The 19203-nt window shown below is 72.3% G+C and carries 14 protein-coding genes; 4 read left to right on the forward strand and 10 right to left on the reverse strand.

Annotation, left to right across the window (positions count from 1 at the left end; translation table 11 throughout):
- Positions 1 to 20: 20 nt before the first annotated feature.
- The 10 genes from OG823_RS07850 to OG823_RS07895 form a co-directional block, all read right to left on the reverse strand.
- Positions 21 to 1073, reverse strand: a complete 1053-nt coding sequence (locus OG823_RS07850; protein WP_371478658.1) for a YhjD/YihY/BrkB family envelope integrity protein — start codon at positions 1071 to 1073, stop codon at positions 21 to 23.
- A 329-nt stretch (positions 1074 to 1402) separates the two neighbouring features.
- The gene (locus OG823_RS07855; RefSeq protein WP_371484352.1) at positions 1403 to 2302 is read right to left on the reverse strand and encodes a metallophosphoesterase; all 900 of its coding nucleotides are present in this window, start codon (positions 2300 to 2302) and stop codon (positions 1403 to 1405) included.
- Positions 2303 to 2553: 251 nt separating this feature from the next.
- Complete coding sequence (locus tag OG823_RS07860; protein WP_371478660.1) at positions 2554 to 4212, reverse strand: WXG100 family type VII secretion target; 1659 nt, start codon at positions 4210 to 4212, stop codon at positions 2554 to 2556.
- Positions 4209 to 4502 carry a type VII secretion target gene (locus OG823_RS07865; protein WP_371478661.1) on the reverse strand — a complete coding sequence of 98 codons (294 nt, stop codon included), beginning with the start codon at positions 4500 to 4502 and terminating at the stop codon, positions 4209 to 4211. The genes OG823_RS07860 and OG823_RS07865 overlap by 4 nt, the downstream gene beginning before the upstream one ends.
- A gap of 226 nt (positions 4503 to 4728) precedes the next feature.
- Entirely contained in the window at positions 4729 to 5505 is a 777-nt protein-coding gene (locus OG823_RS07870; RefSeq protein ID WP_371478663.1) for a GNAT family N-acetyltransferase, read from the reverse strand.
- 237 nt (positions 5506 to 5742) lie between these two features.
- Positions 5743 to 5943, reverse strand: a complete 201-nt coding sequence (locus tag OG823_RS07875) for an antitoxin (RefSeq protein WP_371478665.1) — start codon at positions 5941 to 5943, stop codon at positions 5743 to 5745.
- A gap of 174 nt (positions 5944 to 6117) precedes the next feature.
- The gene (locus OG823_RS07880) at positions 6118 to 7197 is read right to left on the reverse strand and encodes a LacI family DNA-binding transcriptional regulator (RefSeq protein WP_371478667.1); all 1080 of its coding nucleotides are present in this window, start codon (positions 7195 to 7197) and stop codon (positions 6118 to 6120) included.
- A gap of 165 nt (positions 7198 to 7362) precedes the next feature.
- A complete protein-coding gene (locus tag OG823_RS07885; protein WP_371478668.1) occupies positions 7363 to 7929 on the reverse strand; it encodes a hypothetical protein in 567 nt (188 codons plus the stop codon).
- Between the two features lie 188 nt (positions 7930 to 8117).
- On the reverse strand, positions 8118 to 9512 hold the full coding sequence (locus OG823_RS07890) for a DUF1996 domain-containing protein (RefSeq protein ID WP_371478670.1): 1395 nt from the start codon (positions 9510 to 9512) through the stop codon (positions 8118 to 8120).
- A gap of 116 nt (positions 9513 to 9628) precedes the next feature.
- A complete protein-coding gene (locus OG823_RS07895) occupies positions 9629 to 13099 on the reverse strand; it encodes a discoidin domain-containing protein (RefSeq protein WP_371478672.1) in 3471 nt (1156 codons plus the stop codon).
- Between the two features lie 419 nt (positions 13100 to 13518).
- Here OG823_RS07895 and OG823_RS07900 point away from each other — a divergent pair, with 419 nt between their 5' ends.
- From OG823_RS07900 to OG823_RS07915, 4 genes are all read left to right on the forward strand, one after another.
- Complete coding sequence (locus tag OG823_RS07900) at positions 13519 to 14817, forward strand: extracellular solute-binding protein (protein WP_371478673.1); 1299 nt, start codon at positions 13519 to 13521, stop codon at positions 14815 to 14817.
- Between the two features lie 78 nt (positions 14818 to 14895).
- The gene (locus OG823_RS07905) at positions 14896 to 15864 is read left to right on the forward strand and encodes a carbohydrate ABC transporter permease (protein WP_371478675.1); all 969 of its coding nucleotides are present in this window, start codon (positions 14896 to 14898) and stop codon (positions 15862 to 15864) included.
- A complete protein-coding gene (locus OG823_RS07910) occupies positions 15864 to 16697 on the forward strand; it encodes a carbohydrate ABC transporter permease (protein ID WP_371478676.1) in 834 nt (277 codons plus the stop codon). The genes OG823_RS07905 and OG823_RS07910 overlap by 1 nt, the downstream gene beginning before the upstream one ends.
- Positions 16694 to 19183 carry a glycoside hydrolase family 3 C-terminal domain-containing protein gene (locus tag OG823_RS07915; RefSeq protein ID WP_371478678.1) on the forward strand — a complete coding sequence of 830 codons (2490 nt, stop codon included), beginning with the start codon at positions 16694 to 16696 and terminating at the stop codon, positions 19181 to 19183. Before OG823_RS07910 ends, OG823_RS07915 begins: the two co-directional genes overlap by 4 nt.
- Positions 19184 to 19203 lie beyond the last annotated feature (20 nt).

Here is a 19203-nt window from a genome sequence, read left to right on the forward strand (position 1 = left end):
GGCCCCGGACCCACCGGAGGTCAGGATCCGACGACCGGCCCCGACTCCACCGACGGCATCGGTGGGGCCGGGGGCGACGGGGGTGACGGGGGTGACGGCGGCGGCGGAGGTGACCCCGGCGTCGCGGACGGGGGTGTCGCGGCGGGCGGGGTCGCGGGCGGGGGCATCGGCGGGGGCATCGGCGGGGTCGCGGGCGGGGGCATGGCCTCCGGCGGGGTGCCGAGGTAGCGGGCCGCCAGCGGCTCCTGCGCGACGACGGCTCCGACGGTGAGACAGACGGTGATCGCCGCACACACCGCGATCAGCCAGGACAGCACCGTGAACACCGGGCCCAGCGAGCCGTAGTCGGCCAGGCTGCGGTTGAGCGCCCTGGGGATGTAGAGCCGCGCGGTGAACGACAGTGCGACCATCGCGCCCCCGGCCAGCAGTGCTCCGGGCAGGAGCGGCAGCCATGGCAGCCGGCCGCCCAGCAGCAGATGCTGCGTCCACCACCAGATCAGGACGCTGGAGGCCAGGGTGAGCGGCAGGCCCAGCACCTGGCCCACCCCGAACCCGTCCCGCAGCGGCCCCTGCAGAGCCAGGATGGCCAGCAGCGACGCCACCCAGACCACCCAGCGCCAGGCCACCACCCGGGCGCCGGCCTTGGGCATCTGCCAGGCCCGTTCGCAGACCCGCTGCATCGCGCGGCTGAACGCCGTCGCGGACAGCAGGACCATCACCGCGCCCACCGCGCCTACGGCCTGGCGCACCTCGGCGTCGTGGGGCTGGTACACCTGACGGAGCTGGTCGACCGATCCGCCGTGCAGCCCGAGGGCCGAACGGAGCGAGCTCACCACGCGGTCGGAGAAGCTCTGCGGCGCGATCGAGCCCACCACGAACAGCAGCGGGACGGCGGTGAGGAAGCACTGCGCCGCCAGCCGGGTCGCGGCCTCGAAGACGTTGACCTGCAGCAGCCGGGCGACCACCCGGGTGATCACCGGCAACCGGGTCTCGGCGGTGTGCCGCATCCGCTGGAGTCGCGCGACCGTGTCGGTGATCACCGGGCGGCCCCGCCCGCCGGGTCCGCGCTCCACGCGCCGCCCTCCACCCGGAGTGCCGGCGCCGGCCGGACCGCTCGCTCCACCCGCGTTCGTCGCGCCATCTGCCGCGCACGCTCCTCGTCTCGGGGCCGGCCCGGCACCGCCGCCGTCCGCCGCCGTCCGCGCACCCGCCGCGGCCGACCCACCTGTCACCGAATCGGACATACAGGATCATATGGGCAGGAGTTCACGTCCGCGCCGATATCCGCCCGCCGCCACGGCCCGGACGGGCGGGACGCGGGACGGGATCGGCGGGCGGGATCGGCGGCCGGGAGATGCGGCCGGGAGACGCGGGGTGGCCGGAGCGGCGAGGCCCCGGCGGGTCAGCGCCCGGGGAGCGGCTCCGGCTGGACGCCTGCCGGCAGGATCTCGCGCAGCAGCGGCCGCCGGACCGGCCGGGCCCGCCACTCGCGCGGGTAACCGAGCGAGACCTCCTCGAAGCGCACCCCGTCGTGCCAGGTGGTCCGGGGGATGTGCAGATGCCCGTAGACCATCACCGCGACCGGGAAGCGGGTGTGCCAGTCGGCGGTGGCCTCGGTGCCGCACCACTGCGCGAACTCCGGGTAGCGCAGGATGTCCAGCGGCTCGCGCACCAGCGGATAGTGGTTGACCAGCACCAGCGGCACCTCCGGCGGGCAGGCCGCCAGCCGCTGCTCGGTCGCCGCCACCCGGGCCCGGCTCCAGTCGTCCCGGGTCGGGTACGGGTCGGGATGCAGCAGGAACTCGTCGTTGCAGACCACCCCGGTGTTGTAGGCGTAGGCGAGCGCCTCCTCCTTCGTCCGGGTACCGGGCGGCCGGAAGGTGTAGTCGTACAGCAGGAAGAGCGGCGCCACCCGGACCGGACCGCCCTGACCGGTGAAGACCTCGTACGGATCCTCGGGAGTGAGGACACCGAGCCGCCGGCAGATCTCCACCAGGTGCAGATAGCGCGGCTCGCCGCGCAGGGTGACCGGGTCGCTGTCGTGCGTCCACAGCTCGTGGTTGCCGGGGACCCACACCACCTTGGCGAACCGCTCGGCGAGCAGGCCGAGCACCCACTCGATGTCGGCGCTCCGCTCCCCGATGTCGCCGGCCACCAGCAGCCAGTCGTCGGGGGTGGTGGGGTGGATGTCCTCGACGATCGCACGGTTCTCCTGGTAGGAGACGTGCAGGTCGCTCACCGCCAGCAGGCGGCCGCCGGTCCTGGGCCGGTCCGTCGGACCGCTTGCGGGGTCGGGCGTCATCGTCACCGTCAACTCCTCGGCAGGGGCGTCTGCGTGCCCCGCCGTCCGGGGCACGCCGAGCCTTTCACATGCCGCGCCGGCGGGAGGGCCCGGTTCGCGATCCGAACCGGCGGCCTCCGGCCTGTGGGCGGCGGGCGAAGGACTGCCCGGCGGGCCGGGACGGCGGCGGAGCGGCGCGATGCCGCGGTGCCCCGCCGCCGTCCCGGCCCGCCGCCGGAGCGGCGCGGCCGGAGTGGCGCGGCCGGCGCGGGTCAGCCGAAGGCCTGCTGGATCCGGCCCGCGTCGACGCGGTACGGCTCGGGCTCGGTCTGCACGCCGACACCGTGCAGCAGGGCGTCCTTGACGGCGGAGGTGTTGGTCTCGTCCGTCAGTCCCTCCTTCGCCGCACCCCAGGCCCCCGAGCCGGCCGCCTTGGCGAGGCCGCCGGCACTGAGGTCCTCGGACCGCTCCGTGTCACCCAGACCGAGCGCGTTGTTGAAGGCGTCCTCCGCCTTCCCCGTGACGTACCCGTCGGCCTTCTTGACCGCGGCCCGGGCCGCGGCGTCCTTGAGCGCGTCGTAGCCCCCGCCCTGCAAGGCGTCCTTGCCGGCCTTGAGGAGGCCGTCACCGCCCTCCTCGAACTCCCGGATCTCCGCGGCCGCGGCCTTGACGTCCTTGAACGCGGCCATCGCGTTCTTGGCGGTCTCCACGCTGCGGACCGCCTTGACCGCCTGGCCCAGCTTCTTGAGCTCCAGCAGGAGCTTCTCCAGCTTGGTGGCCAGTTCGGTGGAGACCCGGGCGACCCGAGCGACGTAGACGGCGATCTCGCCCTCGGTGAGCAGGGCGTCCGCGATCAGGCCGATGCCGGCCGTGAAGACGGCGATCACGGCCTCCGCCGCGAGCGAGGCGATCAGCACCTCGATCGCCTCGCTGATGATCTCGACCACCATGCCCTCGGCGAGCGCGCACTCCTTGGCGCACTTGTTGAGGATCGAGGCCGTCTGCTGCATCTCCTCGGCGGTGCCGTCGAGCGCCTCGACCACCTCGCCCATCCGCGTGCCGAACGCGTCCGAGGCGGCGCCCTCCCACTGCCCGGGCAGCGACCGGGCGCCGGAGCGCAGCCCCTCCGCCACGTTCTGCACGGCCTTCGCCTGGGCCTGCCAGTCGTCCGCGGCGGCGTTCAGCTCGGCGAGGTTGCCGGTGACCTTCTCCAGCATGTCCAGCAGACCGGACTTCTCCAGCGCGTAGACGACGGCCTCGTCCAGCATGCCGCCGAGCCCGTCCCGCTTGGCGTGCTGCGCCTCCTCCAGCGGGGTCATCGGCGCCGGGGGCTGCGCCGTGGTCCAGCGGTAGGCCGCGCTGGAGGGCAGCAGGGGGCCGACCGTCGGCCTGCTGCCGGGGTAGGTGCCCACGGTGCCGACCGGACCGTTGACCGGGTACGGGCCCACGGCACCGGCACCGGCACCGGCACCGGCGGCCGCGCCGGCCTCCGCGCCGACCGCACCACCGATGCCGCCGAGGCCACCGGCCGCACCACCGGGTTCCCCTGCCTCACCCTCGGCGCCCTCGCCCTCGGGAGAGCCGAACACCTTGCCGGAGACCCACTCGCCGGCCTTGTCGGCCGCCGAGTCACGGACCTTCTCGCCGGCCTGCTGGGCGAAGCCCGAGAACCAGCCCTGCCGGGGGTCGGCGGGGCCGTCCTCGCCGGGAGGCGTCGGATCGGGCTCCCGGTTCGGGTCCGGATCGGGGCCCGGGGTGGGCTCCGACCGTGGCGGGTGCGGGCCGGGCCGATCGGGGGCCGGGGTCGGCGGGTGCGGACCGGGCTGCGGGGCTGCCTGCGGCGGGTTGTGCGGCGGCTGGTGCGGCGCCGGCGGCGGGTCGTGCGGCCTCGGCGGGGCGTGCGTGGATCCGTGGCGCGAGTTGCCGCTCACTGGCCGCCCCCGAAGCCGCCACCGATCGACCGGTCCTGCGCCGCGTAGTTCTGCGCGGTCGCCCGGAGCCCGCTGACGACACCGGACAGTGCCTGCGCGAGCACCTGCACGTTCTGCCGGCTCGCGGCGGCGTGCTCCATGTAGGTGCTCGCCAGGTTCTGAGCGTTCGGCAGGTGCCCGAAGGCGTCCGCCGTCACGGTGATCCCCGAGACCGCCGACTGGACCTGCTGGAGCTGTCCGAGCTCCTCCGAGACCGTACCGCCGTACCTGTTGACCGCTTCGGGATCCACCCGAAACCCGTTGTCCCCCATGACAACTACCCTTCACATCAGCATCATTGAGCGGCTCATCCTACTGAGTTGCTGTCATGTGAGAACACCGGGGCGCAGAGTCCGTCCGACGAGCCCCGGACGTGCGGGAACGATCCGCTCCGCGCAAGGGCGGCACCGGCCTGCCGACCCCTCCTCCAGGGCCGCCCGAACCACCGCGTACGGGGCGCGCCGAGGCCGCTCCCGGTCACTCCCCGAGCAGGTACGGCGTGGTGGTGGCGAGGGCGGTGAAGCCGAGCCGCCGCAGGATCGGACGGCTCTCGTCGGAGGCGTCGACGTGCAGATAGCGATAGCCGCGGGCGGCGGCGATCCGGGCCCGGTACGCGATCAACGCCCGGTAGACGCCCCGGCCGCGCCATTCGGGCAGTGTGCCGCCGCCCCAGAGCCCGGCGAAATCCGTCCCGGGCGGCAGATCCAGGCGCGCCCCGCTCACCGGCTGGTCCCCCGCCATGGCGAGGACCGGTTCCAGCGTCTGCGGCTGCTCGGCCAGCTGCGCGGTCAACCGCTCCCGGAGGCGGTTTCGGCCCGTGCCGAAGACCTGCTCGTGGACGTCCGCCAGCAGGTCGATCCCGTCCCGGTCGGTCACCCGGACCAGCCGGACGCCCTCGGGCAGGACGATCTCGGCGGACACCTCGGCCACCTCGGCCACCACCAGCGTCTCGGCGGGCTCCGGCCGGAAGCCGGCCGCCAGCAGTCGCGCGGCCAGGTCCGGCGGGCCGTCGTGGGAGTACAGCTTCCATTCGAATCCGCGCCCGATCGAGGCGTAGTGACGGATCTGCTCCTCGATCCGGGCGTCCGCGGTGGCCGGATCGAGACCCGACCAGAGCACGCCGTTCCAGCCGTGCTCGGCGGCCACCTGGCGCACCAGGTCCGCAGAGCGCTCGACCCGGGCGCCAGGGCCGTCGGGGCACGCCTCTCGCCGCAGCTGCCGGTCGTACGCGGCCAGTACCTCGTCGTGATCCATCCCGCCACTCCAGCAGCGCGCAGCCGCGCACGCAATCGGATTCGGCCTCCCCCGGGCCCCCGGTGGTACGGGCACCGGCCGGTGGCGGCCGCACGGCCGCACGGCCGCGCCCCGGCGGCCCAGCGGCGTCGGGGCGGGGGAACGTGGCGGTCCGGCACCCGCGCGGGCCGATGACGACGGGGCCCGGGGGCACCCGCGCGGGCGCCACCCGGGCCGTCGGTGTCGGGGCGAGGCGGGTCAGGGCTGGGGCGGGTGGTCCTCGCCGGGCATCGGCCGGTTGCCGAGCTGGTCGTTGATCTTCTGCTGGGCGGAGTCGACCTGGCCGCCGTACTTGCCGCCGGTCTTGTCGTCGACCATGTCGCCGGCCTTGTCCACCCCCTTCTGGGCGGTGTCCTCGTGCCCCTTCATCATGCCTTTGATCTTGTCAAGCATGGACATGACCTGACCTCCACACATCGATGACAACTACGTCCATGGTCGGCACACGATCGGCAAACGGCATCCCGACACGGTCGGGAACCCACCGAGGCGACCACGACGTCCCTGATGCGGGGAGTCCGGACAGGCGAACGCCCGGACGGACGGGCGTCCGACCGTCCGGGCCGGGGCGGATCAGGCGGACTGCCGCACCACCAGCGACGGCTCGAAGATCACCGAGGTGGCGCCGCGCTCCGGTCGGGCGATGTGGTCGAGCAGGATCCGGGTCATCTCCGCGGCCATCTCCTCGACCGGCTGGCGCACGGTGGTCAGCAGCGGACGGCCCGCGGTGGCCGCGCTGCTGTCGTCGAAGCCGACCACCGCGACGTCCTCGGGGACCCGCCGGCCGTGGTCGCGCAGTACCGCCAGGGCCCCCTGGGCCATCAGGTCGTTGGCGGCGAACACCCCGTCCGTGTCCGGGTGTTCGATGAGCAGTCGGGTGATCGCACGCTCCCCGCCGGCCTGGGTGAAGTCGCCCTCCGCGTGCGGGAGGTAGGGCAGTCCGTGGCGGGCCATCGCGTCGTGGAAACCCCCCAGGCGGTCACGGGCGGCGCGCACGCCCGACGGGCCCGCGATGGTCACCACCTTGCGGCAGCCCCGGGCGTGCAGGTGCTCGGCCGCCAGGCGCCCGCCGTCCCGGTTGGCGAGGTCCACGCAGCTGATCGGCATCGGGGTGTCGGGGCGGCCGAAGAGCACCGCCGGTACGCCGGCCTCCAGCAGCAGCGCGGGCAGCGGGTCCTCGGCGTGGGTCGAGACCACCATGGCGCCGTCGGCGTTGCCCTGGCGGAGGTAGGAGAGGATCTGCTCGCGCGCCTCGGGGGCGTCGGCCAGCATGAGCACGGGGTGCAGGCCGCGGGGCCGCAGGGCGGTGAAGACCCCGCTGACCACCCGCCCGAAGAAGGGGTCGGTGAAGACCTCCGTCCTGGTCGGGCCCTCCTCGCCGCCGGGGTCGGCGCCCGGACCGGTGCCGGAGCCGGAGCCCGAGACGACCAGCGCGAGTGCCCCCGCGCGCCGGGTGACCAGTGAACGGGCGGCGCCGTTCGGGACGTACCCGGTGCTGGCGATGGCGAGCCGCACGCTCTCCTGGATGGCCGGGTCGACGTTGCGGATCCCGTTGATGACCCGGGAGACGGTGGCCCGGGACACGCCCGCGACCCGGGCCACGTCCTCCAGGGTGGTGGACCGGCCGGCGGCGGACCGGAGGGCTTCGCTCATGCTCACTTTTATAGCACGCACGGAGAGCGCTCTCTCACTAGAAGCCACAGCCCAGAGCACCTTCCATCAGCCCGTCGGCCCCCGGGGGGCCGCCTCCGGACGTCCTGCGGGGGGCCCAGCGGCGGCTCCGGAGCCCGCCGGCGACCGCCCGGGAAACGTTTCCCGTCACCCCACGTGCTCCTTCCAGCAGGTCATCACGGTCGTCGCGGCCATCACGGAGACGTTCGGCCTGGTCCGCGGCGGCTTGCCGAAGCTCTCCGGCAGGTGGCTGACGTCCACGGTCAACACCGTGTTGTCCTTGAGCACCACCGTCGAGCCGTCGGCCTCGGTGAAGGCCGCCTCCCCCAGGCCGTTGACGGTCGTCACCGGACCGGCACTGCCCCGCAGTCCGGTGAAGTGCGCCTGGGCGGTCGCACCGTCGGCCAGCTCCTTGACCGACAGCAGCATCGATCCCTCGGCGTAGGCGTAGGTGCAGGAGTACAGGTGCTGCGCCCAGGTCGCGGTGGGCGGCGCGGTGGGATCGGTGCCGAGGGCTCCGGCGAGCTGCTGGACCACGAAGCCCGTGCAGACCATCCGGGAGGCCGGGGAGGGCCCGAGGTCCACACCGCCGGCGACGGCCGGGGAGACGGCGGGCGGCGCGGCGGCGCCCGGCGGCGGGCCGCCGGTGGAGGCGCAGCCGGCGGCCGCGAGGGCGAGCAGGGCGGGCGCGACGGCCCGCAACAGCCGGTTCATGTCGTACTCCTCAGCAGATGGCGTCCCGCCCGCGGGACGGCGGCCCGGTCGGCGCGTGGCGGTCACGGCCCGTGCCCGTGACCGGCCCCGGGGAGGCGGGGACGGCCACGGGCACGGGGTGGAGCGGTGGACGTTCCGGGTCAGGACGTCACGGCGTCAGCGCGCCGCGGCGTCAGGACGCCGGAGCGTCACGGCAGCAGGTACTGCGCGTTGAGCGCGGCGCCCTTGCTCGGCTGGGTCTCGTCGTAACCCCGCGAGTCGCACTGGAGTCCACCGATGATGCAGTGGTTCACCATCGCGGCGAGGGTCGGAGCGTCCCAGGCGTTGAAGAAGTCGTAGTGGAACGAGAAGCCCCGTCCACTCGACAGGTGGAGCTGCGACATGTTCGCCGTGTTGGCCGGGAAGGCCATCTTGAACTCGATCATCGGCAGCGCGACCGGGTGGTCGGCCGGGCAGGAACCGTTGACCGGGTACGCCATGTGGCTCTTGTGGTCCGGGGTGTCCAGGTACAGACCGTTCCAGCAACTGGGGGCCTGGAACCGGACGTTGACCTGGCCGCCGCCGGGGCAGTCGATCGGCAGGTCGATGTTGTGGTAGCTGTTGCCGCACTCCCAGCCGGCCACGAAGCCGGGGTCGGTGGCGAACTGGGTGGAGGTGGCCGACGGGCTGCCGACCACGAACTTCAGGCCCGGCGGGAACGGCCGCACGCTGGTGTAGTCGTTCACCGAGCTCTTGTAGTAGATCGTCTGCAGACCGACCGGGTTGACGGCGGTGTCACCGTCGTACATGGTCGGCATCCAGTACCCCGACTTGTCACCGGGCGCGAGGCAGCTGGTGCTGCCCGCCTGGAGCGAGGCCAGCGTGGAGTTGGCCTCGGTCGTGGTGTTGCCCAGGAAGGTGTGCATGTGCGACTTGCCCGGCTGGCCGGCGAAGACGATCGGGTCGTCGGGCAGGTTGTGGTTCGCCGTGCAGTTCGCCTGGAACTCGTGGAAGTACGCGTGCGGCGGGTTGTAGGTCGACGGGGTGACCCCGGTGACCTGCGGGTTCGCCAGGACGTATCCGCTGGTTCCGGTGGTGACCTGACCGAAGACCTTGAACTCGTACAGCGAGTAGCCGTACTGGGTCGCCCGGTTGGTGGCGTACATCCGGATGTAGCGGCCACTGCCGTTGACGGCGAGGTTCTGCACCCCGCCGGTTCCGGTGGTGGTGGAGTAGATCGACGTCCAGGCGCTGGCGTCCGGGGACACCTGGAGCTGGAAGCCGCTGGCGTAGGCCGCCTCCCAGTCCAGTTCGACCTTGCTGATGGCGGCGGTGCCGCCGAGGTCGATCTGGATCCAGGACGGGTCGGTCCAGTTGCTGGCCCAGCGGCTGGCCGGGTCGCCGTCGACGACGGCGCCGGCCGGGAAGTTCGCGCTCTCGATGGACGAGGCGCTCACCGGGCGGGAAGCCGAGATCAGCGGGTCGGCCGCCGCGACGGCCTGCTGGGTGACGGTGCCGAGCCCGGTGAGGGCCAGCACGGCGGCGAAGGCCACCGCCAGGGCCGTGCGGCGGGGACGGCCGCGGGACAGGAAACGGGGTCGCATCGGACCTCCTGGTCGGACGGATGGGTGGGGCCTCCGGGGCCGGGCGGTGCCAGTGGGGTTGGCACCGCCTGCGGCCCCGGAGGGGTCGGGATCAGGCGTCGGTACCCGGCGGATGCCTAGGCGTAGACGCCGAACTCGTAGAGCGAGTCGCCGTAGGCGGTACCCCGCTGTGTGATGTTGATCCGGACGTACCGTCCGTTCCCGGTGACGTCGAAGTCGTCGACGCCGCCGGTTCCGGTGGTGGTGGAGTAGACGGACGTCCAGTTGGTGCCGTCGTTGGAGGTCTGGATCTGGTACGCCTTGCCGTAGGCGCCCTCCCAGCCGAGCTGGACGTGCTTGATGGTGGTCGCGGCGCCGAGGTCGACCTGGACCCACTGCGGGTCGGCCCACTCGCTGGCCCAACGGGTGTTCCAGTTGCCGTCGGTGGCGTTGGACGCCGGGTAGGGGGCGCCGTTGCCGACCGCCTGGAAGGTCGAGGCGGTGGTCGGCTTGTTCAGCGCCACGTTCGTGCCGTTGACGGTCGGGGCCACCACGCGGAACGACTTGGTCTCGATGCCGACGTTGCCGTGGCCGTCGTAGGCGTAGACGTAGACCTTGTACACGCCCAGGCCCTTCGGGGCGGTCGCGGTGAAGCGGCCGTCGGCGGTCTGGGTGAAGACGACCTGGTCCAGGCCGGAGCCGCCGCCCGCGTACTTGGCGTTGTAGTACAGCTGGTAGCGGATCAGGTCACCGTTGGGGTCGGTGGTGGTGGTACTGATGTTGAACGTGCCGCCGGCCGGGACGCTCGCCGTGTTGCTCAGCGTCATGTCGGAGATCACCGGCGGGGTGTTGGTGCCCGGGTTGCCGTTGTAGTCCTTGGCCACCGAGTAGAAGCTCAGCCGCTTCCAGCCGGCCGGCACGGTGTTGTACCAGACGCCGCCGAAGTCGTTCTCGGTGCCGTAGTGGAAGACCGTGGCGCCCAGCGCGACACCCTGGTGGCCGGTGATGCAGGCCCAGTTGGAGAGGTAGGCGTCACGCTTCTTGATGTCCGAGGGCTCGGTGGGCACGCCGTTGGCGTCGTTCGGGACCTCCCACTCGCCGTCCTCACCGGACTCGGTGACGATGTACGGCTTGTTGTAGCCGCCCGCGATCCAGTCGGCCTTGACGTTGCACACGGCGCCGTAGGAGTTGACCGCCAGCAGGTCCAGGCTGGGGGTGTTGTCCTTGTAGTACTTCCAGGCGCCGGTGTACGCGTCGGTGCTGGTCACCGGGTGGTTCGGGTCGATGGCGTGGATCGCCTGGGTGACCCGCTCCACGTACTTGGCGTACGCGACGCGCTCCTGCTCCACCGTGGAGCCGGTGTACGTGTGGTCCTGGGTGGTGAGGATGACCTCGTTGCCGACGTCCCACATCAGCACGCCGGGGTGGTCCTTGTAGGTGGTCACCCACTGCTTGATCTGGTCGAGCGTGCTGTTCATGTAGGCGGTGTCGTTGACGTAGTCCGCGCCCTGGTTGAGCCAGAACCCGTTGACCACCCGGATCCCGTTGGCGGCCGCGGTGTCCAGCAGCGGCTTGCTGCCGGCGTCGGTGCCCCAGGTGCGCAGGGTGTTGACGCCCATCGACTTCAGCTCGCGCACGTGCGCGTCGATGGTGGTGTTGGCCGGGCCCCAGGTGATGCCCTTGACCTGGTACGGCGCGCCGTTGACGGTCAGCGCCCAGTTGCCCTGGCCGCCGGTCACCTTGACGGTGGAGCCGCCGGTCGGCACGGGGGCGTCGGTCAGCGGGGCCGGGGCGGTGCCGGTGGTGGTGGAGACGGTCACCTTGTCGATGCTCAGCGCGCCGCCGGAGCTGGTGGCGGCGGTCGGCGAGGTGCAGTTGCAGTTCCCGTTCGGGAACCCGCCGCCGATGCCGAGGTTGAACACCAGGTAGAAGCCGTGGTGCACGGCCGCGTCCCAGGTGGAGACGCCGACCTGGGACTCACTGACCTGCCAGACCTGACGACCGTCGAGGTACCAGCGGATCTGCTCGTCCGAGGTGGTGCGGTCCAGGATCTGCGAGTACGTGTGGTAGTCGCTCTGGCAGCCGGTGCAGCTCGCCAGTCCGCTGGTCATGCCGTTGTACTCGTTGCAGTTGCCGCCGGGGGCGGTCCCGCAGTGCAGGGTGGTGGACAGCTGGCTGCGGCCGTTGACGTTCTCCAGGATGTCCGACTCGCCGGCGCCCGGCCAGACGGTGAAGTTGCCGCGGTTGGCGGCACCCATCGCACGGAAGGACGGCCAGTAGCCGATCGCGTTGGAAACGCTCGGCTGCTTGACCGTCGCGGAGATCTGCAGCTGGCCGCCGGCCGGGGCGGTGAAGTCGGAGCGCTGGCTCTCGACGCGCCCGGACGTCCAGGCGTCACCGTTCTTCACGGCGGTGAGGTTGAGCGCGCCGTTGCCGTTCAGCGAGACGTTGGCGGCCGCGTTGGTGTCGGTCTGCACCTCGCTGGTGCCCCAGTTGGCCGGGCCGCCGGCGTAGCCGGTGCCGGTCTGGGTGATCCAGTTGGCGGTCGACGGCGCGGTGCCGGCGCTGCCCGTGAAGTCCTCGTTGAAGACCGTGGTCCAGTTGCCGGGCGGCGGGGTGGTCGGGGGCGTCGTCGGCGGGGTGGTGGGCGGCGTGGTCGGCGGGGTGCTCGGGGAGGAGGCGCCGGTGTGGACCTGCATCTCCCAGAGCGAGTAGCCGTAGCCGGTGGCCCGGGCGGTGCCGTTCATCCGCACGTAGCGCGCGGTGCCGGAGACGCTCAGCGTCTCGGTGCCGCCCGCGCCGGTGGTGGTGGAGTAGGCGGTGGCCCAGTTCGTCCCGTCGTTGGAGAGCTGGATCTGGTACGCCTTGGCGTACGCCGACTCCCAGTTCAGCACGACCTGGCAGACCGACTGGGCCGAGCCGAGGTCGACCTGGATCCACTGCGGGTCGCTCGCGACCGAGGACCAGCGGGTGGCCGTGTTGCCGTCGACCGCGTTGGTGGCCGGGGTGCCGTAGTTCTCCTCCGAGGAGGCGGTGGCCGGCCGGCCCTGGGCGGCGTTCGCGGTGCCGCAGCCGGCGCTGGGCGCGGTGCCGAAGACCTGGAACTCCCAGAGCGAGTAGCCGTAGCCGGTGGCCCGGGCGGTGCCGTTCATCCGCACGTAGCGCGCGGTGCCGGAGACGCTCAGCGTCTCGGTGCCGCCCGCGCCGGTGGTGGTGGAGTAGGCGGTGGCCCAGTTCGTCCCGTCGTTGGAGAGCTGGATCTGGTAGCCCTTGGCGTACGCCGACTCCCAGTTCAGCACGACCTGGCCGACCGCCACCGGGCTGCCCAGGTCGACCTGGATCCACTGCGGGTCACTCGCGGCCGAGGACCAGCGGGTGGCCGTGTTGCCGTCGACCGCGTTGGTGGCCGGGGTGCCGTAGTTCTCCTCGGACGAGGCCGTCACCGGCTTGCCCTGGGACAGCAGCGTGGGCGCGGCCTGGGCGCTGCTGGTGGGGATGAGCAGCATCAGAGCCGCGACCAGGGACGCCGCGACAACTGCGGCGAGGGACCGCAGACCTGGTGACGAGCGCTCTCTGCCGACGGCTGACCGGACGGGGGGAGCGAGCATGAGGGGACTCTCCTGACGAGACGGTGGGGGGAGGACCGGAAACACCGACGGTCGGCGTCCGCCGCTCCGTGGGGTGGTCGGAAGACGGTGCCTGGTCGGGCTCCCATCGCTGGGAGAGCGCTCTCGCAGTGATTGAGATGGTTGCGCCCACGTTTCCGTCATGTCAAGCCCCCTGCGCGCATCGGTACCTGACGCCGCGCCTGCGGTAAAAGCGCTGCACTGCAACGTTCCTGGACGAGAACCCTTGACAACACCGGGGCGAGAAGCCAGGCTCCAGGGCCATGGGAGAGCGCTCTCCACCTGTTTCCACCCGTTTCCACCCGCGCTCCCCTGCCCTACCCGGAGATTTCCCGGCCTGTCGGGGAGATCTCCCTCCCTTCGCCCATCAGGCCCGGCGCCGCCCCCCGCAAGGAGTCCGCATGTCCCCCCTTCGTACCGGTCCGAGAACCCGGCTGCTCGGCACCGCCACCGCGCTGGCCGCCCTGCTGGCCGTGGCCGGCTGTTCCAGCAGCGGCAGCACCCAGGCGCAGGACGACCCCAACGAGAAGATCACGCTGAGCGTCAACCTGTTCTCCGACTTCGGCTACGCGGATCTCTACAAGGCGTACGAGCAGACCCACCCGAACATCACCATCAAGGAGAACCGCGCCGACATGGGCGCGCACCACCAGAACCTGCAGGCGCACCTGCTGGCCGGTTCCGGTACCGCCGACATCGAGGCGATCGAGATCGGCCAGGTCGCCGGCTTCCAGCCGCAGGCGTCCAAGTTCGTCAACTTCCTGGACAACGGCGTCGACGCGAACCAGTGGGTGCCGTCCAAGACCGCTCCCGCCTCCAGCGCCGACGGCAAGACCCTCTTCGGCCTGGGCACCGACATGGGCGGCATGGCGCTCTGCTACCGCAGCGACCTCTTCAAGGCCGCCGGTCTGCCCACCGACCGCGACCAGGTCTCGGCCCTGATGGGCGACTGGAAGTCCTACATCGCCACCGGCAAGCAGTTCCTGGCCAACAGCCCGAACAAGGACGTCCGCTGGTTCGACAGCGGCGGCAACCTGTTCAGCGCCGTCGAGGCGCAGGCGCCGACCGGGTACTACGACACCTCGGGCAAGCCGGTCGTCACCACCAACCCGGCCGTCAAGGACGCGTTCGACCTGGTGGCCGGCGCCATCAAGGACGGCGAGTCGGCCGGCATCCAGGCCTTCACCCCGGCCTGGGACACCGGTTTCCAGAAGAGCCAGTTCGCCACCGTGGCCTGCCCGGCCTGGATGAGCTACGAGTTCAAGGCCAACCCGCCCACCGACGGCGGCACCTGGGACATGGCCCGGATCCCGGGCGGCGGCGGCAACTGGGGCGGCTCGTACCTCTCGGTGCCCAAGTCCGGCAAGCACACCAAGGCCGCCGTCGAGCTGGCCAAGTGGCTGACCGCCCCCGAGCAGGAGGGCAAGCTCTTCAAGGAGAAGGGCTACTTCCCCTCCGACCAGGCGCTCTGGAGCCAGCCGGACATCGCGGACCACACCGAGCCGCTGTTCAACAACGCGCCCACCGGCAAGATCTTCTCGCAGTCCGCGAAGGACCTGAAGCCCCAGCCGCTCGGCGCCCACGGCGCGGAGATCGGCACCGCCCTCGGCAACGCGCTGACCTCGGTCGAGCAGGGCAAGGCGGACGGCGCCGGAGCCTGGACGAAGGCTCTCGCCGACATCGCCAACATCAACGGCTGACCCTCACAAGCCCGCGGTACCGGCGCGGCCCTGACACCGCGCCGGTACCGCGTCCACCCTCGCAAGGAGCTCATCAGCATGGCTGCGTCCGTCTCCGCCGAGCGGCCCGCGCGGGCCGCTCGCGCGCCCGTGGCGACCCGGCGTTGGCACCGGATCGACCGCACCGTCTCGCCGTACCTCTACATCACGCCGTTCTTCCTGGTCTTCGCGGTCTTCGGGCTCTTTCCGATGCTCTACACCGGGTACGTCTCGATGACCAACTGGCGGGCCGACGTCCCCGGCAGTGAGAGCCAGTGGGTCGGCCTGCAGAACTACGGCAAGCTCGTCGACGACCCGTTCTTCTGGAACGCCCTGAAGAACACCGTCGGCATCGGGGCGCTCTCGACCGTCCCGCAGCTGGTGATCGCGCTCGGCCTGGCGCACCTGCTGAACTACCGGATGCGCGGGCGGACCTTCTTCCGTCTCGGCGTGATGCTGCCGAACGTCACCTCGGTCGCCGCCGTGACCCTCATCTTCGTCCAACTGTTCGGCCGGGACTACGGGTTGATCAACTGGACGCTCGGACTGTTCGGCGTCGACCACATCGACTGGCAGGCCGGCACGCTCTCCTCCTGGTCGGCCATCTCCACCATCGTCACCTGGCGCTGGACGGGCTACAACGCGCTGATCTTCCTCGCCGCGATGCAGGCCGTGCCGTTCGAGCTGTACGAGGCGGCCGCCATCGACGGGGCCAGCCGCTGGCGGCAGTTCCGCTCGATCACCGTCCCGATGCTGCGTCCGACCATCCTGTTCGCGGTGATCGTCTCCACCATCGGCGCCCTCCAGCTGTTCGGCGAGCCGATGCTCTTCAGCCAGCAGCAGGACCCGACCACCGGGGGCTCCCAGCACCAGTTCCAGACCCTGGCGCTGTACTCGTACAACCAGTTCTGGGGCCGGTTCAAGTACGGCTACGGCGCGGCCGTGTCCTGGGCGATGTTCCTGCTGATCGTCGTGATCGTGGCCGCCAACCTGCTCGCCGCCCGCCGCATGAAGGGGCTGGACGCCTGATGAGCCGCAACCGCCAACTCTCCGCCGGCCGGGGCGTGTACGTCGTCCTCGCGGTCGCCGTCGTGGTCTCGGTGTTCCCGCTCTACTGGACACTGGTCGCCGCCTCGCGCACCAACACCGACATCCACAGCGTGCCGCCGATCCTGCTGCCGGGCGGCAACCTGCTCCACAACATCGGCCAGGCGTTCAGCCAGACCGACATGGGCCTGGCGATGCTCAACTCGCTGACCGTCTCCGGCATCGTCACCGCGAGCGTGGTGCTCACCTCGACCTTCGGCGGCTTCGCGTTCGCCAAGCTGCCGTTCCGGGGGCGCAAGCCGCTGCTCGCGACGGTGGTGGCCACCATGATGGTCCCGACCCAGCTGGGCATCATCCCGCTCTACATCATGATGGCGAACTGGCTGCACTGGGCCGACCACCTTCAGGCGCTGATCGTGCCGGCCGCAGCCAACGCCTTCGGGCTGTTCTTCATGCGCCAGTACCTGGTCGGCGCGCTGCCCGACGAACTGCTGGACGCCGGCCGGATGGACGGCTGCACCACGCGCGGGCTCGCCTGGCACATCGTGCTGCCGGCCGCCCGCCCCGCGATGGGCGTCCTCGGCATGCTGACCTTCATGGCCACCTGGAACGACTTCTACTGGCCCAAGATCGTGATGACCCAGCAGAACCCCACCATCCAGCTCACCCTCTCCGAGCTGGCCAGTGGCTACATCAAGGACTACTCGCTCGTGCTGACCGGCGCACTCGTCGCCAGCCTCCCCGTCATCGCGGTGTTCCTGCTGATGGGCCGCCAGATCATCGACGGAATCATGCAGGGAGCCACGAAGGGATGACCGACATCCAAGCAACGGATCGCGCCACCGACGGGTTCGAGAAGGCGCTCGCCGACCTCGACGTCGCGCGCAAGGCCCGGATGGTCTCCGGCGGCGGGACGTTCCGCACCAGTGCCGAGCCCGCCGTCGGTCTGCGCCCGGTGATCACCTCCGACGGGCCGGTCGGCGTGCGCGGCGAACGCTGGGACGAGGCCGACACCGCGCTGGCCCTGCCGTCCGTCACCGCGATGGCGGCCAGCTGGGACGAGCCGCTGGTCCGCGAACTCGGCGCGCTGCTGGCCGCCGAGGCGCGCCGCAAGGGCGTCCACATGCTGCTCGGCCCGACCCTCAACCTGCACCGGTCCCCGCTCGGCGGGCGGCACTTCGAGTGCTTCTCCGAGGATCCGCTGCTCACCGGCCGGATCGGCGCCGCCTACATCACGGGCGTGCAGAGCGGCGGGGTCGCGGCCACCGCCAAGCACTACGTCGCCAACGACTCCGAGACCGAACGCCTCACCCTGGACGCCCAGCTGGACGAGCGCACGCTGCGCGAGGTCTACCTGGCCCCCTTCGAGGCCGCCGTCCGGGCCGGGGTGTGGGCGGTGATGTCCGCCTACAACCGGGTCAACGGCGAGGCGATGAGCGAGAGTTCACTGCTGGCCGAGCCGCTCAAGGGCGAGTGGGGCTTCGACGGCCTGGTGGTCTCCGACTGGGGAGCCGTCCGCACCACCGAGTCCTCCGGCGCCGCCGCCGTCGACCTGGCCATGCCGGGGCCGAACGAGCACTGGGGCGCCGCGCTGGCCGCCGCCGTCCTGGACGGCCTGGTGGACGAGGCGGCACTGGACGACAAGGTGCTCCGGCTGCTGCGGCTGGCCGCCCGGGTCGGGGCCCTGGGCGAGCCGGGCGAACCCGCCCCCGCCACCGCGCCGCAGCTCCCCACTCCCGGCGACCCCGCCACCCGGGGCCTGCTGCGCCGGGCCGCCGCGGCGGGTTCCGTGCTGGTGAGCAACCGGAGCGGGCTGCTGCCGCTGGACGCCGGCGCGCTGCGCCGGGTGGCCGTGATCGGCCCGAACGCCGCGACCGCGCGGGTGCAGGGCGGCGGCAGCGCGGCGGTCTTCCCCGCGGCCGTCGTCTCCCCGCTGGACGGCATCCGGGCCGCGCTGGCGCCGGAGGTGTCCGTCGTGCACGCGGCGGGCGTGCGCACCGCGCTGCGGCCGACCCCGCTGGAGCGCACCGACTGCCACAGCCCGGCCAGTGGCGAGGCCGGCCTGCTGGCGCGCTATCTCACCGCCGACGGCAGGGAGCTGCACTCCGAGCACCGGCTGAGCGGGCGGATCCTGGAGCCGTCGGTGAGCACCGACCTCAGCGCCCTCGGGATGGTCGAGGTCAGTACGGTCTTCCGGGCGCCGGCCGCCGGGCGGTGGCGCTTCGGCGTGATCGGGCTGGGCCGGGTGCTGCTCCAGGCCGACGGGCGGACCCTGCTCGACGAGTACATCACGCCGGAGTCGGACGACCCGACCTACCTGCACGTCTCGCCCTCCTTCCGGCAGGTCGGGCTGGATCTCGCGGCCGGCCAGGAGGTGGCCCTGCTGGCCCGGCGCACGGTCGAGGCCGCGCACGGCCGGGTGCTCAGCCTGGCCGTCGACCCGCCGCTGGACGCGTTGGACGCGGAGCTCGCGGCGGCCGTCGAGCTGGCCCGGGGGGCGGACGCCGTGGTCGTGGTGGTGGGCACCACCGACGAGCACGAGAGCGAGGGCTTCGACCGGACCACCCTGCGGCTGCCCGGCGACCAGGACGCGTTGGTGTCGGCGGTGGCCGCCGCCAATCCGGCGACGGTGGTGGTCGTGAACACCGGCGGGCCCGTCCTGCTGCCGTGGCGTGAGGAGGTGGCGGCGGTGCTGCTCGGCTGGTTCCCCGGCCAGGAGGGCGGCGACGGGCTGGCGGACGTCCTGTTCGGCCTGGCCGAGCCGGGCGGACGGCTGCCGACCAGCTGGCCGGCCGAGGAGCGGGACGTCCCGGTGTTCGACACCACCCCGCTGGACGGCGTACTCGCGTACCGCGAGGGACTGCACGTCGGGTACCGGGGCTGGCTGCGCGCGGAGGCCGAGCCGGCGTACTGGTTCGGGCACGGCCTGGGCTACGGCGAGTGGGAGTACCTCTCGGTCGAGGCGCCCGCGCAGGCCGCGCTCGGCGCCGCGCTCACCGTGCGGGTCACCCTGCGCAACACCGGTACCCGCGGCTCGCGCGAGGTGGTGCAGCTGTACCTGGCCCGGGCCGACAGCTCGGTGGAGCGGCCGGTGCGCTGGCTGGCCGGGTTCGCGGCGGTCCGGGCGGAGCCGGGGCAGCGGGTGGTGGCCGAGATCACGGTGGCGGCGCGGGCGCTGGAGCACTGGTCGGCCGAGCGGCGCCGCTGGATCGGCGAGCCGGGCGGGTTCACCGTGCTGGTCGGCCCCTCCTGCGGTGAGCTGCCACTGAGCGCCGGGGTGCGGGTGCTCCCCTCGCGCTGACGCCCCGGGGCGGGGGGACG

The sequence above is a fragment of the Kitasatospora sp. NBC_00315 genome (genome assembly GCF_041435095.1).
GTDB lineage: Bacteria > Actinomycetota > Actinomycetes > Streptomycetales > Streptomycetaceae > Kitasatospora.